This window comes from Bacteroidota bacterium (assembly GCA_016722375.1).
In the GTDB taxonomy this organism is placed as follows: Bacteria; Bacteroidota; Bacteroidia; order Chitinophagales; family LD1; genus Bog-950.
In genome coordinates, this window is the sequence record JADKJG010000005.1 from 282,326 (window position 1) to 296,831 (window position 14,506).

Sequence of the window (14,506 nt, forward strand, 5' to 3'; positions counted from 1 at the left end):
TTTAGTTGGTTTCTAATTGATTCTTGTGAATAATACCGATGACTTTCCCCGTAAATTCGGTGCCAACAAAGGGAGTGTTTTTTGATAAAGACCGAATATCCTTCGCTGCAAACTTCCATTTCTTATTAGGGTCGAACAGGGTCATATCTGCTTTGGCTCCTTCTTTAATCACCGGTACCGCCATACCCAACACTTTTCGCGGATTCGCAGTAAATAATTCTATCAACTTATCTATCCCCAATGGCTTGTTGAGTTGGGTGTTGGCAATGGCGTAACAAGTCTCCAGTCCAATCATTCCAAAATCTGCCTTGTCAAATTCCAATTTCTTGGATTCTTCATCCTGTGGCTGGTGAGCAGAAGTAATCGTATCAATCGTTCCATCCAAAATGCCTTTCACCAGTCCGGCTATATTTTCTGTTGCGCGCAAAGGCGGATTGATTTTCATATTCGTATCATAATCGCCCACTGCGCTATCGTCCAGTATCAAATGATGCGCATTTACCGAGGCGGTCACCTTCAGCTTTCTTTTCTTAGCGGCGCGAATCAAGTCCACCGATTTCTTTAAAGAAATATTCAGAAAATGAAGTTTCGATTCGGTGTATTCCAACAGATACAAATCGCGGCTCACGGCTACCTCTTCGGCCAGTGCAGGCATACCGGGCAGACCGAGGCGGGTACTCACCACGCCTTCATTCATCACCCCGTTGCCCGAAATACTTTTATCCTCCGGGTGAATCATGATTAAGCCATTAAAGGCTTTGACATATAACAAGGCGCGCTCCACCACGCCCGCCGCCGCGCCCGGCACCATCCCATCGCCGAAGGCCACCGCCCCGGCGCCGAACATATCATACATCTCGGCCAGGTCCTTGCCTTTGGCGTCCTGCGTCATGGCGCCAATCGGCCAAACACTCACCGCCTCGCCGGCAGATTTCTGCAACACATATTCTATCTGCGATTTAGATTGAATCACGGGGTTCGTGTTCGGCATACAGCAGATATGCGTATAGCCGCCCGCCGCCGCCGCGCGACATCCGCTTCGGATGGTCTCTTTATATTCAAAACCGGGGTCAGCTAAAAAAGTATTCAAATCCATCCAGCCGATGGACACATGCAGGTTATCGGCCTTCACTTCTTTGGCCTTAGAACTGCCCGCCAGTTTATGGCCAATCTTTTTAATCAAACCATCGCTGATCAGGATGTCTTTCACTTGATTATGAAAAGGGGATCCGGTGTCTATGATTCGTGCCGAACGGAGGAGAATTTCCATGTCTTGTTTTACCGGAGCCCAAAGATATTATTTTTTGAATGGGGCTTGGAGCCGGTCAAAATTTAGCAAGCCGGGCTGGCCCTACTGCTTCGCAAACTTGCTGGTTGCAATGATTTGGTTGTTGCGTTTGATATAGGTAATGTAGATGCCCGAAGGATAAGAAGTAACATTTAATCGCTGGAACCCGGAATACTTTGGTAGCTGTTGTTGAAGTACCGACTGTCCGAGTTCATTGATAATTTCCATTGCTACATCCCCTTGCTTACTCCAATCCGTAAACCCATAATCTATCGTTACTACATCTGTAGCCGGACTAGGGAAGACCTTTATCACCCTCTCCTTTGGAGAGGGGTCGGGGGTGAGGTCATTCCAAAGCGTATCGCATTCGCTCCCTACTTTTCTTCCTAAGCGGTAATTCGGAAAATTCGGAATACTGTTGCCTGCAAAAGTAGGAAGGGCTATGCTGTGTTGAGCGAAGTTGCATGAATCCCCTTTGGCATCGGGATTATTGATTACATGATAAACGGTTTCAGTATTACCGCAGTTGATATAGATTTTACCATCCGGTGCTATCTGCGGCTGTTTGAATATACTGCCAAATGGCGCTGCGTATCCGTCCCAAACTCCAACTGTATCTATGCTCGCAAAAACATTGGGCGCCGATAAATCGAACTGATATAGGTGCACCGAAACCGAAGCATACAGAAACCGGTTATTGGGGGAAAATGCAACTCCCACTCCGTACCAGCCGGAATCAACAAGAACCCGCAATGGCATATATTTTGCATTGCTTAATGTTCCGCTACATCTGTCGAAATCAAAAAGACTTATACCTCCTTTGACATTGAGGTAAACATATTTGCTTCCATCCGGAGAAAAGCAAGCCGCGGCCGCGTCAAAAAGTGGAACAGTTGCTGCCCCGCAGGTTAAATCCGGCAATACATGAGGACCACTACTGTCTATCAGTATCCGGTAATAGCAGTTACTTAATTGTTTTTGCACCAAAATCCACCAATCCCTCCCATTACCATGCTTGGTAGCAGATAAAGCAGTTCCTATACTATCCTTAAGTATAGTCTGATTTTTATTTATCACTTTTCCATGACCTACATTTTCGTCCATATCCAAATAAGTCAAAAGTAATCTTGCTCCAAAAGGGGCCTTATTCACATTGGAATCAACAAAGGAATGCAGTAAAAAATAAGAATTGTTCCTGCCATCCTGGAAAGCCAGCACCCCCTGAGCGTCGCGATAGCCATACTTTCTGATTGTAGTATCCCACTTATACTGAAGCCAGCCCGCATTTAAGCTGTCGCCGTTTTCAATGGTTTCATCTAAGGAGTTGGCTACATAGATTCCATTGGTATAAAAAAGAAGGTTCCCGCTGCTGTCACAGTAGCTCGTATTGGTAAAGTCAAAATTCATCCTAAGCGAATCCCGCCTCATCTCCATGGTTGATGAGTTGAAATCAAATATGGTGTTACCAAAATGAAATCCCAAAGTATCACCAAGATGGCTATTATAACCCATCAGCCATACATAATCATGCTTCTGCCCCTCCGCCATCAACAGCAACAGACAACAACCTATCGTCAGGGTCAAATACCTTATTCTTCTCATCGGTTTTATAAAGATATTTATTTTGATGGAGTGGTGGTGGTGGAATGAATCCAATAAAAAAAGCCACCCCTTGCGAGATGGCTTTTTTGGTTCATCCAGCTTTGACAAATTTAAAATTTGTCAAATCTCGGCACCTACCGCATCAACTCCAGTCCCGTCACGGTCACCAGCACGGGGTCGCTCCAAGACCCTACTTCATCTTGCTCGGGGCCCATGGTCAGGCGCACGATGTAGGCAAACTTTTGAGCTACGCCCGAATCAGGCGTATGCGGGTCTAAAAAATGACCCGATACCACATGGCCTATGAATTTGTAATTGGTTCCACCGGTATAATCCACCGCAATATTAGCGCCGTCGGCATGTTCCATATCCCACTTTAAATAAGCATGATTGTTTTTCAAAATTCCCTTCGGATTGGGCTGGGCCGTGTTATAATCCACCGTGATTTCCTCACCAATGATGCCAAGGTTTGCGCCAATCAATTCGGTATAAGCAGGGTGTGCCTTGATTTGCCCCACCACGGACGCCACCCTTTGAAATATTCCGGCGCCGGTTGCAGCATGTGGCGCTAAAATCGGAGGCGCGGGCACGTCCGACACCCCCAGCGCTCCTCCATCGCGAATGATGTCTTTGTAATCAATCAGCGTTTTCTGATAATCCTTAAAAGCAGGCATCAGCCCGATCAGAAAGCTGAAAAAAGTGCCATCGTCAAGCAGCGATGCCACCACGGAGGGGTCTATACCAAAGAGGGCGGCATAGGTGGGTAAGTTTAAATTGAAAGCAGTGAACCAGGTCACTTTGCCATCGTCGGTTGTTGGCAGATAAAACTTGTGTTTCATTGTTAAATTGGTTTATAAGTGAAGAAATGTGTTAGAAATAGGGGTAAAATCATCTTCTTCCTGCCGGAAAGAAGACTATTTACAGCAGAAAGAAGGTTCTTCTTGACAAGAAGAAGGCTATTCTTCCCGAAAAGAAGGTTCCGGACGCCGGGAATAAGGTTATTCCTCACGGAAAGAAGGTTCTTGACAGCAACAATAAGGCTCTGGAAGCGAAGAATAAGGCTATTCCCGTTGAAAAGAAGGCTTATGGAAGATAGTGCTTGCATGGCTGTCGTCTGATTTGCGGGGGCAAGAATCGGGACTCTTTCTAAACTATTCTTGCCCCACTGGCAAGTTTTTGTTAAAAATGATTTTCCTTTATTTTTGTGGATACTAACACCCCACCCATGAAGCAGTGTGAATCCATACACATGGTAGTGAACCTGATTGAGAAGCAGCGGAAGTCTAAATTCCCCAATAAACAGGACTTTGCTTATCACCTCAACATGCAGCCAAGCCGGTACAGCAGATTTATGAAAGGCAAAGCCGCGCCCACCATGCCGGAATTTCTGCAAATGTGTAAGGAGTTGGGGCTAGATGAAGGTTTGGTATTGAAAAATGCGCGGGAGGGAAGAGTGAAAAAATATTTATGGACTATGCCGATACCTCCTCAAAATGATTCTGGCCTTTTTGCATAACCCCGCTATATTATATCCGCGTCAATGGAATTATTTGCACCGGTTCATATTGGGGAAATTGAATTAGAGTTTTTTCTGTTTGCACTGACCTTAGTGGGCGTGGCGGTGTTTCATCACAAAACGATGAGCGTTGCGTTGGTAGGCTTGGCAGCTATCCCGCTTTTCCCTCATAAAGCTATTTTTGAAGATGCTTCTCCGAATCAAAGCCAAGCCCAATAGCAAGAAAGATGAAATCATCCGCGAAGCAGACGGCACGCTCAAAGTCAAAATAAAAGCTCCACCGGTAGAAGGCAAAGCGAATGAATATCTGATGAAATACCTTGCTGGAGTGCTGAGTCTGCCAAAATCAAAAATCAACCTTGATGAAGGGCGAAACCAATGCTTTTAAAACATTTCAAATTGAAGCAGAGGAAGTTTACGTGAACGACATCTTTTCAAAGTTTTAGCTCTTTCAGCACCCCGGAAATTTTCTGCATTTCATAACCCTTGTTGAGCAAGTGGCGCATCAACTTGGTTTTTGTTTCAGCTTTGGAAGATGATTTGATGCTCCTTAGTTTTTTTTCGGCAAGCAGTTTAATATGCTCAGTATAATCCTCTTCTACTATCTCGTCCAGATATTTTTTGATAAGCCCTGAATTCATCTGTTTTTGCAACAGCGCACTTTTCATTTTTGTTTTGCCCCACTTCTTTTTTGCATGAGCTTCGATAAATGATTTTACGTAGCGCTCTTCATTCAGAAAGTTTTCTTCTGTCAGGCGCTCTATGTAAGAACCAAAATCTTCTTTATCGGTTTTTAGCTTGAACAACTTGCCCCGGACATCCGCCGCACATCTCTCCTGATAGGCACAATAGGAAGTGAGCTTGTCATAAATGGTCCGGTCAAACATCTGTGCAAGTTAAGTAAGCGGTTAAATAGAAAATTTGTGCAGCGCTGTTTCTTATTTGGAGCGAAGAAAATCTAAGTAATACTTTCAATCTACTTTTCAAATATCTCCCAGCATAGGTCGCAAGACTATTTCTTCCACCACAGCGCTGTCGGAAAGATGAAAAGTATCCCAAATCACTTTTCCTATATCTTCTGCTTTCATAAATCGCGATTCGGGCAGCCCACTTCCCTTCCAGGAGTCGGTATAGACCGCACCGGAGATAATAGCGGTCACCTTAATATTGAATGGCTTCAGTTCCTCTCGCAGCGCTTTGGTCAGCCCCAACATCGCAAATTTTGAAATGCTGTAAGAACCTCCGTTGGGATAGGCTCCGATGCTTGCTACCGAACACATGGTGAAGATATGTCCGCGCTTTCTCTTAATCATCTCCGGCAAGAGCCAGCGAGAAAGATGATAGGCGCTATAAAGGTTGGTGGCCATCAGTTGCTCCAATACCCCTTCTTCCTCTTTATAGACCTGCCCGGGCAGAAAGATTCCCGCATTATTGACGATAATATCCACCGCACCAAATTGCTTCGTCACCCTATCTGAAAAATTTCTCAGATCCTCTTTCTTGCTGACATCACAAGGCTGGATAAAAACCGCTGATTTCTGCTCTCCGCTCTCCCCTCTCTGTTTTCCAATCTCCGCTTTCAGTTGCTCTAAATCCGCTCCATTTCTGGCACAAAGAGCTAGGTCAAAATTTTCTTGGGCAAATTTTTCGGCAACCGCCCTGCCTATTCCTTTAGTTGCTCCGGTAATGACAATTTTCTTATTCACGTTCTGACTGATTATAGGAACAAACTTAATCTTTAGAACCTGAATATCTCCGGCACCTTCCGTCATCACTTTCCTACCTTATTGCCTTTGTTATCTTCGCGACTCATTATTATGATAAAAGTTTTTGAAGATTTTGGGCGCTATCTCATTTTGATGAGGCAATGTTTTTCCTTGCCGGAAAAATCGTCCATGTACTGGAAAGAAGTATTCCGTCAAGCGACGGATATAGGCGTAGGTTCTTTGAGCATTATTGCCATTATCGCAACATTCTTGGGCGCAGTAACAGCCGTTCAGTTCTCATACCAACTGCGGAGTATCAGTTTAATTCCAATGTGGTGGATGGGATCTATCCTTCGGAAATCTATGATTATGGAGCTGGCACCGACTATTTCAGCCCTACTTTTGGCGGGCAAAGTGGGTTCAAACATTGCTTCGGAATTGGGCAGTATGAGAATCTCTGAACAAATTGATGCCTATGAAATTATGGGCGTAAATACACCGGCCTACTTAATCGGGCCTAAGATTCTCGCTGCTATTTTTGTCATTCCTATGTTGGTAGTGATCGCTGTATTTCTGGGCATTATAGGTGGTTATCTGGGTGGCGTGCTTGGCGGCTATTTTACACTGACAGAATATAAGCGTGGCTTACAAGATGCCTTTGTTATGAAAGACGTAAACATAATGCTGGTCAAGTCCATCATCTTCGCCTTCATCATTTCCTCTATTTCCTGTTTCAAGGGTTTTACCGTTAGCGGTGGTGCCATTGAAATTGGAAAAGCCTCTACCCAAGCGGTGGTATTGAGTAGTATCGTAATCATTGTTGCTAACTTCCTTATTGCCCTGTTGCTGTTGTGATTGAGATAAAAAACATTAAGAAGAGCTTCGGCGAAAATGAAGTAATCAAAGGAATCTCAGCGGTCTTTGAAACGGGCAAGTGCAACCTCATTATCGGCAAATCCGGTTCAGGCAAAACGGTTCTGGTCAAGTGCATGGTGGGTTTATATGAACCCAATGAAGGAGACATTTCTTATGATGGACGAAATCTGACAGAAATGGATTTTGCCATGCGCAAAACCATCCGTCGAGAAATAGGCATGCTCTTTCAGGGCACCGCTCTTTTTGATTCCCTCACGGTAGAAGAAAATATCCGGTTCCCGCTCGATATGTTTACCGACATGAAACCGATTGAAAAGAGAGAGCGCGTAGATTTTTGTCTCAAGCGCGTAGATATGTGGAGCAGTAACCATAAATATCCTGCTGAACTTTCGGGCGGCATGAAAAAACGAGTCGGTATCGCCCGGGCCATTGTGATGAATCCCAAATATCTTTTTTGTGATGAACCCAACTCCGGCTTAGACCCCAAAACAGCTATTGTAATTGATCAATTGATTCGCGAAATCACCCAAGAATTCAATATGACTACCATTATCAATACCCACGATATGAATTCAGTGATGGGTATCGGAGATAAGGTCTTCTTCATCAGCAAGGGCTTGAAAAAATGGGAAGGACCGAATACAGAGATTATGAAAATCACCGAAGGAGAATTATTTGATTTTATATTCGCCTCCGATTTTTTGAAAGATCTGCGCCTAAACGCTAAAATCTAATTATCTAAAATTTTATACCTCATGAGTGTCTTAGTCAACAAAAATTCCAAAATAGTAGTACAGGGTTTCACCGGCAAAGAAGGAACCTTTCATGCTACTCAAATGATAGAATACGGAACCAATGTAGTAGGTGGCGTAACCCCCGGCAAAGGCGGTGAAAAACATCTCGACAAGCCCGTTTTCAATACGGTGACAGATGCCCGCAAAGCTACGGGCTGCAACGTGTCCATCATTTTTGTTCCTCCGGCTTTTGCTGCCGATGCCATCATGGAGGCCGCCGAAGCAGGTGTCGAATTGATTGTTTGTATTACCGAAGGCATCCCCGTGCAGGATATGGTAAAAGTAAAATCATACCTCAGCGATAAAAAAACACGACTGGTGGGACCCAACTGTCCGGGCGTTATTACTCCCGAAGAAGTGAAAGTTGGAATCATGCCTGGCTTCGTCTTCAAAAAAGGGAAAGTAGGAATCGTTTCTAAGTCCGGAACATTAACCTATGAAGCAGCCGACCAAGTGGTAAAAGCCGGGCTGGGTATCTCCACCGCCATCGGCATTGGCGGAGATCCAATTATCGGAACCACGACAAAAGAAGCTGTAGAACTTTTCATGAACGACCCCGAAACCAATGGCATCATTATGATTGGAGAAATTGGTGGAAACCTTGAAGCCGAAGCCGCTCAATGGATAAAAATTAACGGCACCAAACCGGTAGTAGGATTCATTGCCGGACAAACCGCTCCGGCAGGAAGAAGAATGGGACACGCCGGAGCAATCATCGGAGGTAAAGACGATACCGCTGCCGCCAAAATGGCCATCATGCGTGAATGTGGGATTACCGTAGTTGACTCACCGGCTGCCATTGGTGAAACCATGGCCAAAGTGCTGAAAGGAAATCCGGCCAAAACCTAAGCTCAATCCTTTTTTCTTCGCAGCGCCAGCACAACGATGCCGGCGATTAAAAAAACCGATACAATAATCAGCCCCAAAGTGCCTGAGTCAGAATCTGCATCTACGTCATTCATATCCGTCGCAAACGACACAATCGGTTGAATGATGAGGAACATGACAAATCCTTTTTTCATAAAAGATAGCGGCTGTTAAACATCAAAAGCGCCAAGAATTCTTAGTATCCACATCATCCTTAGCGCCCTCGAGCTTTAAAACAATAAAAAACTATTTGCCCTTTGGAGAAAGCAACGACGGCTTCTCTACCGGTACCGACTTCTCAGGATCCGCCTTCACAACATCCCCCTTGATAGTGATCACCTTACTGTCTTCCTGAGCGTTGGAACTAATCGTGATCGTCTTCGTAAAAGGCCCTACACGACCCTGGGTGTTATAAGTAACCAAAACCGTTCCGTCCTTTCCGGGCAGAATCGGTTCCTTAGGCCAACTCGGCGTAGTACAACCACAAGAAGCACGCACATTACTCAAAAGCAAAGGTTCCTTACCCGTATTTGTAAACTTAAACTCATGAGTAGCCTGCGGCCCTCCGGCAACTCGCCAAACTCAAAACCATCCTCCTTAAAAATTATCCTCGGCGCATTCGGGTTGGCAGGCGCCACCTTCTTTTCATCCCCTCCAACCTGCTTCATCAAAGCATCGTGACTATGTCCATCGTGATCGTGGCCTTCATGTCCCACTGCCGCATTTGTAGCGGCTGGTGTGGCTTTCTTAGCTTCAGGAGCCTTAGTCTGCGCACGAACGCCAATCGTCAGCACCATAATGAAAATGAGGTAAACGTTTTTCATAACTATATTTTGAAAGTGAAGATACACCCTATCACAAAGAAAGTAAACCCCCGCACAAGAGATTGACAAAATTTAACGAGCAATAATGCGCTCATCAAATATTCCCAACCATTGTCTTCGGGTCCACCCATTCCTCGAATTGTTCGGCGGTGAGGTAGCCCAGTTCAATGGCGGTTTCTTTCAGAGTCTTGCCACTTTTGTGGGCCGTCTGTGCGATTTCGGCAGCTTTGTAATAGCCGATTTTGGTGTTCAGCGCCGTTACCAGCATCAACGAATTGTTGAGGTTCCTTTTAATGTTCTCTTCAATCGGTTTGATACCCATAGCGCATTTGTCGTTGAACGACACACACACATCGCCGATGAGGCGCGCAGAATGAAGGAAGTTATAAATCATCACCGGTTTAAAAACATTCAGTTCAAAGTGACCGGTTGCTCCACCGATGTTGATGGCTACATCGTTGCCCAACACCTGTGCTGCCACCATCGTCATCGCCTCACATTGCGTAGGGTTCACTTTCCCTGGCATGATAGAAGAGCCGGGTTCGTTATCGGGAATATACAACTCGCCGATGCCGCAGCGCGGGCCGGATGCCAGCAAGCGAATATCATTGGCGATCTTCATCATAGAACAAGCGACGGTTTTCAAGGCACCGTGTGTTTCTACAATAGCGTCATGCGCGGCGAGTGCTTCAAATTTATTTTCAGCAGTAACGAAAGGCAGCTTGGTGAGTTCAGCGATTTTATTTGCCACATTCACATCATAACCCGGTGGGGTATTAATGCCGGTACCGACTGCCGTGCCTCCCAAAGCCAGTTCGGCGAGATGGGGCAACGTATGCTCAATAGCTTTGATGCCGTGATTGAGTTGTGAAACATATCCGGATATTTCCTGACCCAGCGTCAGTGGGGTGGCATCCATCAAGTGTGTTCTTCCAATCTTCACCACACCCATAAACTCCTTGCTTTTCGCAGCGAGAGTATCTCTCAGTTTTCTAATTCCGGGGAGCGTGTTCTCCATTAGAATTTTGTACGCAGCAATGTGCATGGCCGTGGGAACGTATCGTTGGATGATTGTGATTTATTCACATCATCATTGGGATGTACCATCTTTTTTTCGTCCGTCAACTTCCCGCCGTTCAGCACGTGAGCGCGGTAAGCGACTACTTCGTTCACGTTCATATTGCTCTGCGTTCCCGAACCGGTCTGCCAAACCACCAGCGGAAACTGGTCGTCTAATTTTCCTGCGAGGATTTCATCGCAGACTTTACCAATGAGGTCGCAGGTTTCTTTAGATAATACCCCCGCTTCAAAGTTGGTGAGTGCTGCTCCTTTTTTCAAGTAAGCGAAGGCAGCGATAATTTCTTTGGGCATCCTGTTAATGTCTTGCGCAATCTTAAAGTTATCAATCGAGCGTTGTGTTTGTGCGCCCCAATAAACATTGGCGGGAACTTCCACTATTCCCATTGTGTCTTTTTCTTTTCTGAATTCCATATTTACCGATTATTTGGATTTATAATAATGACACAGATGCTACCATCAATTGCCCTTAAAAGCAGCTTTGCGTTTCTCTAAAAATGCGGTAGTACCTTCGGCAAAATCGTTCGTAGCCGCACACTGACCGAAAAACTCAATTTCTTTATCAAATCCGTCAATGCCGCTCTTGAAGTGTGCGTAAACACTTTGAATCACCTGCGCCACCGCAAAAGGAGCCATAGAGGTAATCTTAACTATCAAAGCCCGGCAGATTTCGAGCAACTCAACGGTTTGCACTACATCATTTACCAAGCCCAGTCGTTCAGCCGTGGTAGCGTCAATAGTGTCAGCCGTCATCAGCATTTCTAATGCTTTTCCTTTCCCAATCAGTTGAGTTAAACGTTGCGTACCCCCGTATCCCGGAATCAAGCCCAATTTCACTTCCGGCTGCCCAAACTTGGCATTTTCACTCGCGATACGCAGGTGACAAGCCATAGCCAGTTCGCAACCACCACCTAAGGCGAAACCATTCACGGCGGCAATAATGGGTTTACCGCTCATTTCAATCTTATTGAAAACATTATGACCCCTTCTGGCCAATGCTTTTCCCTGCTCTTCGTTCATCCCCTTGAATTCGGCAATGTCCGCACCGGCCACAAAAGATTTCGCTCCCTTGCCGGTGATAATGGCTCCTTTGATTTCCGGATTTGAATATACTTCATTCATGACCTCGTCCAGTTCGTTAATCACTGCTTTATTCAGGGCATTGAGTTTGTCTTCCCGATTAATCGTGATGACAAAAACACCATCAGATAGTTCTGTCAGGAGCGTAGTGTACTTATTCATGTAGCTAAAATTTGAGGTTGCAAATGTAAATAGCTGTGTGAAACAGCGAAATCTGTATTCAGATTATTTCATCAGAAGTTCCGGTGTTCTTTCACCCAAAGGTTGATGTATCCCGAAATGGTAGCAGTAGGCGTTCCGGGAGGAAACAGTTCACCGCAGCCCTGAGCTCTCAGTTGTTTCATGTCGTCATCGGGAATGATGCCGCCACCTGTAAGTAACACATCATTCATCCCTCTTTCCTTCATCAGGGCAAGCACTTTGGGGAAAATCGTATTGTGTGCTCCTGAAAGAATGCTGATGCCAATGACATCCACATCTTCCTGCAAAGCAGAGTTCACCACCATTTCAGGAGTTTGGCGCAAGCCGGTATAAATCACCTCCATGCCTGCGTCACGCAGAGAGGAAGCAATCACTTTAGCTCCGCGGTCATGACCGTCGAGTCCTACTTTTGCCACTAAGATTCTGATAGGTCTTTTCATGTATGCAGAATAAAAAACAGGACAGGAATAGTTTAATTTCTCCTGCCCTGTCCACTTATATTAATAGTCGTCGTCAGAACCACGGCTGCCGCCGCCGTAATCATCGTCGTCATTTTCTCCGAAGTCATCAAACCCTTCAAAGTCTTCCTCATCATAATCATCCTTGCTCGAAGCCTTTCGTCCTTTACCGGTTGAACGCTTTTCGATGATGTCATCAAATTCTTCCATTCCCTCCATGGACTGGATTTCATCAGCAGAAGGTTCAGCCTCCGTCTCTTCCTCACTGGCAACGACTAACTCGTCCTCTTCTTCTTCGTCATCATCCTCCTCTTTCTTTTTTGCTTTAGCGCCTTTCTTCTTTAGGGGTTTTTCTTCCTCCTCTTTTTTAGGTTTTTTACTTGGCATAGCTTTGCGATTTTTATTGTTTGATACGTTTTGCGATGTAAATTTAATAGTTCTCTATTTTGAATCACAATTTTTTTTCGAAAGGACTTAGCCCTGCAAAGAATCAAAATAGTCCAGAGACTTCTTTAAGCGATCTACAGAGCGCTCTTTCCCCAGCAGGTGCATCATATCAAACACCGGAGGCCCCTGCATGGTTCCCGCCAAAGCAAGACGCAGGATAGGCATCACTTCTCCCGCCTTCATCCCAATAGTTGCGATTGCCTCCTTCACCGTTTTCTCTATCGAAGCCACATCAAATTCCGGGACACTATCAATAGCCGAAACTATCTGATTAAATTTCTCGCGATTTGATTGGACATATTTCTTTTTCGCCGTTTCGGTGTCATATTCTTTGATGTCCTCAAAAAAATAATAGCCTATTTCCAACAGGTCATTGATAAAAGTGGCCCGCTCTTTCATCAGGCGGCAGAATTCTTTCACAAATTCTAAATCGAAGGGATAGCCTTTAGTAATCACCTGATCTTTGATGGCTAAGGCCAGTTCCTCATCCGGTTTGGCTTTCAGATATTGATGATTGAACCACTTTGCTTTTTCAAAATCAAAACGGGCACCGGCCTTGTGTACTTTCTCCAGCGAAAACAATTGAATCAATTCTTCTTTGTTCATCATTTCTTTATCTCCTCCCGGATTCCAGCCGAGCAGAGAAAGAAAATTGATAAAGGCTTCGGGAAAAAATCCGCGCTCGCGGTAACCGGTGGATGTTTCTTTGGTTGCGGGATCGGTCCAGTTCAGGGCAAAAGAAGGAAAGCCTAGGCGGTCGCCATCGCGCTTGCTCAGTTTTCCATTTCCATCCGGTTTCAAAATCAAAGAGAGATGCGCAAACTTCGGCATCGAATCTTCAATCTTCAAAGCACGATATAACAGCACATGCAGCGGCGCAGAACTCAGCCATTCTTCCCCGCGAATCACATGCGTAATCTCCATCAAATAATCATCTGCCACATTCGCCAAATGATAGGTGGGCATGCCATCGCTTTTGAACAAAACTTTATCGTCTAACTGTGAAGTATTAAAGGTCACCCAATCGCGGATTTCATCGTGAAACTTCACCTCTTCATTGCGCGGCATCATAAACCGGATGACATAAGGGTCTCCGTTTTTCAAGCGGCGTTCTGTTTCATCATGCGGCAGCGTGATTGAATTTTTCATGTATGCCCGCGTCACGGAATTATAGGACGGATTCGGAACGCCCTGTGCCTGCATGTTGGCGCGCATCTGTTCCAAATCTTCGGCGGTATCAAAAGCGTAATAGGCGTTGCCGCTGGCAATCAGTTTGTCGGCAAACTCGCGGTACAAATGCTTGCGCTCGCTCTGGCGATAAGGCGCATGAAGACCATCGCCAAAACCTACCCCTTCATTTGGCTCGATGCCGCACCACTTCAAGGACTCTATAATATACTGCTCGGCGCCGGGCACAAAACGGTTCTGGTCGGTGTCTTCAATCCGCAAAATAAAATCGCCGCCCTGTTGTTTTGCCAATAGGTAATTATACAAGGCCGTGCGGATGCCGCCCATGTGCAGCGGGCCGGTGGGGCTGGGTGCAAAACGCACTCTTACTTTTCTGTTCATCTTCTCCATAAAAATCGTGGGGAGCGAAATTAGTTTTTGTTGCTAAACGCTATACCATTAAGCCTTTTCAGGTTTTATAAATAAGGAAAGTCTTGACTAAGCTGTCCAAGTGCAAATCTCCAGACTTGCATTCATTAGTTCTTCCAAGTGGGATTCGCAACACGTGGAAGAGCGGGTCAGATAATAATCGTCCCCCCGTAG

General features: G+C 45.4%; 17 protein-coding genes and 2 pseudogenes. 6 read left to right on the top strand and 13 right to left on the bottom strand.

Translation table 11 applies throughout. The features are described from left to right. Position 1 precedes the first annotated feature (1 nt). From IPP77_08615 to IPP77_08625, 3 genes are all read right to left on the bottom strand, one after another. Positions 2 to 1,270, bottom strand: a complete 1,269-nt coding sequence (locus tag IPP77_08615; GenBank protein MBL0309720.1) for a dihydroorotase — start codon at positions 1,268 to 1,270, stop codon at positions 2 to 4. 81 nt (positions 1,271 to 1,351) lie between these two features. Continuing rightward, positions 1,352 to 2,890, bottom strand: a complete 1,539-nt coding sequence (locus IPP77_08620; protein MBL0309721.1) for a T9SS type A sorting domain-containing protein — start codon at positions 2,888 to 2,890, stop codon at positions 1,352 to 1,354. Positions 2,891 to 3,024: 134 nt separating this feature from the next. Further along, positions 3,025 to 3,729, bottom strand: a complete 705-nt coding sequence (locus IPP77_08625) for a hypothetical protein (GenBank protein MBL0309722.1) — start codon at positions 3,727 to 3,729, stop codon at positions 3,025 to 3,027. A gap of 386 nt (positions 3,730 to 4,115) precedes the next feature. On the opposite strand from IPP77_08625, the gene IPP77_08630 reads away from it, so the two are divergent. Genes IPP77_08630 through IPP77_08640 form a run of 3 tightly spaced genes read left to right on the top strand, consistent with a single transcriptional unit; the run spans position 4,116 to position 4,794 of the window. Then, positions 4,116 to 4,406: a helix-turn-helix transcriptional regulator gene (locus tag IPP77_08630; protein ID MBL0309723.1), complete on the top strand. Its 291-nt coding sequence runs from the start codon at positions 4,116 to 4,118 to the stop codon at positions 4,404 to 4,406. 24 nt (positions 4,407 to 4,430) lie between these two features. Further along, positions 4,431 to 4,625 carry a hypothetical protein gene (locus IPP77_08635; GenBank protein ID MBL0309724.1) on the top strand — a complete coding sequence of 65 codons (195 nt, stop codon included), beginning with the start codon at positions 4,431 to 4,433 and terminating at the stop codon, positions 4,623 to 4,625. After that, positions 4,594 to 4,794 carry a DUF167 domain-containing protein gene (locus IPP77_08640; GenBank protein ID MBL0309725.1) on the top strand — a complete coding sequence of 67 codons (201 nt, stop codon included), beginning with the start codon at positions 4,594 to 4,596 and terminating at the stop codon, positions 4,792 to 4,794. Before IPP77_08635 ends, IPP77_08640 begins: the two co-directional genes overlap by 32 nt. Before the next feature lie 46 nt (positions 4,795 to 4,840). Here the strand turns inward: IPP77_08640 and IPP77_08645 are convergent, their stop codons facing one another. After that, positions 4,841 to 5,293 (bottom strand): RecX family transcriptional regulator, encoded by a 453-nt coding sequence (locus IPP77_08645; protein MBL0309726.1) that lies wholly within the window; start codon positions 5,291 to 5,293, stop codon positions 4,841 to 4,843. Positions 5,294 to 5,389: 96 nt separating this feature from the next. Beyond that, on the bottom strand, positions 5,390 to 6,112 hold the full coding sequence (locus IPP77_08650; GenBank protein ID MBL0309727.1) for an SDR family oxidoreductase: 723 nt from the start codon (positions 6,110 to 6,112) through the stop codon (positions 5,390 to 5,392). Positions 6,113 to 6,223: 111 nt separating this feature from the next. On the opposite strand from IPP77_08650, the gene IPP77_08655 reads away from it, so the two are divergent. From IPP77_08655 to sucD, 3 genes are read left to right on the top strand one after another with little or no spacing between them, the layout of a single operon-like run. Continuing rightward, positions 6,224 to 6,967, top strand: coding sequence for an ABC transporter permease (locus tag IPP77_08655; GenBank protein ID MBL0309728.1), 744 nt, complete (start codon positions 6,224 to 6,226; stop codon positions 6,965 to 6,967). Beyond that, positions 6,964 to 7,722, top strand: a complete 759-nt coding sequence (locus IPP77_08660) for an ATP-binding cassette domain-containing protein (protein MBL0309729.1) — start codon at positions 6,964 to 6,966, stop codon at positions 7,720 to 7,722. Before IPP77_08655 ends, IPP77_08660 begins: the two co-directional genes overlap by 4 nt. 21 nt (positions 7,723 to 7,743) lie before the next feature. Beyond that, entirely contained in the window at positions 7,744 to 8,631 is an 888-nt protein-coding gene (gene sucD / locus IPP77_08665) for a succinate--CoA ligase subunit alpha (GenBank protein ID MBL0309730.1), read from the top strand. A 2-nt stretch (positions 8,632 to 8,633) separates the two neighbouring features. Here sucD and IPP77_08670 read toward each other — a convergent pair whose 3' ends face one another. From IPP77_08670 to IPP77_08705, 8 genes and pseudogenes are all read right to left on the bottom strand, one after another. After that, positions 8,634 to 8,804, bottom strand: a complete 171-nt coding sequence (locus IPP77_08670; GenBank protein MBL0309731.1) for a hypothetical protein — start codon at positions 8,802 to 8,804, stop codon at positions 8,634 to 8,636. A 91-nt stretch (positions 8,805 to 8,895) separates the two neighbouring features. Then, positions 8,896 to 9,213 (bottom strand): annotated as a pseudogene (locus IPP77_08675) (DUF1573 domain-containing protein). Then, the gene (locus IPP77_08680) at positions 9,153 to 9,473 is read right to left on the bottom strand and encodes a hypothetical protein (GenBank protein ID MBL0309732.1); all 321 of its coding nucleotides are present in this window, start codon (positions 9,471 to 9,473) and stop codon (positions 9,153 to 9,155) included. Before IPP77_08680 ends, IPP77_08675 begins: the two are co-directional and overlap by 61 nt. Positions 9,474 to 9,567: 94 nt before the next feature. Further along, positions 9,568 to 10,964: pseudogene (gene fumC / locus IPP77_08685) on the bottom strand (class II fumarate hydratase). Positions 10,965 to 11,009: 45 nt separating this feature from the next. Further along, on the bottom strand, positions 11,010 to 11,792 hold the full coding sequence (locus tag IPP77_08690) for an enoyl-CoA hydratase/isomerase family protein (protein ID MBL0309733.1): 783 nt from the start codon (positions 11,790 to 11,792) through the stop codon (positions 11,010 to 11,012). A gap of 71 nt (positions 11,793 to 11,863) precedes the next feature. Beyond that, positions 11,864 to 12,271 (bottom strand): cobalamin B12-binding domain-containing protein, encoded by a 408-nt coding sequence (locus tag IPP77_08695; protein MBL0309734.1) that lies wholly within the window; start codon positions 12,269 to 12,271, stop codon positions 11,864 to 11,866. 60 nt (positions 12,272 to 12,331) lie between these two features. Next, on the bottom strand, positions 12,332 to 12,676 hold the full coding sequence (locus IPP77_08700) for a hypothetical protein (GenBank protein ID MBL0309735.1): 345 nt from the start codon (positions 12,674 to 12,676) through the stop codon (positions 12,332 to 12,334). Positions 12,677 to 12,763: 87 nt separating this feature from the next. After that, positions 12,764 to 14,305, bottom strand: a complete 1,542-nt coding sequence (locus IPP77_08705) for a glutamate--tRNA ligase (protein ID MBL0309736.1) — start codon at positions 14,303 to 14,305, stop codon at positions 12,764 to 12,766. Positions 14,306 to 14,506: the final 201 nt, after the last annotated feature.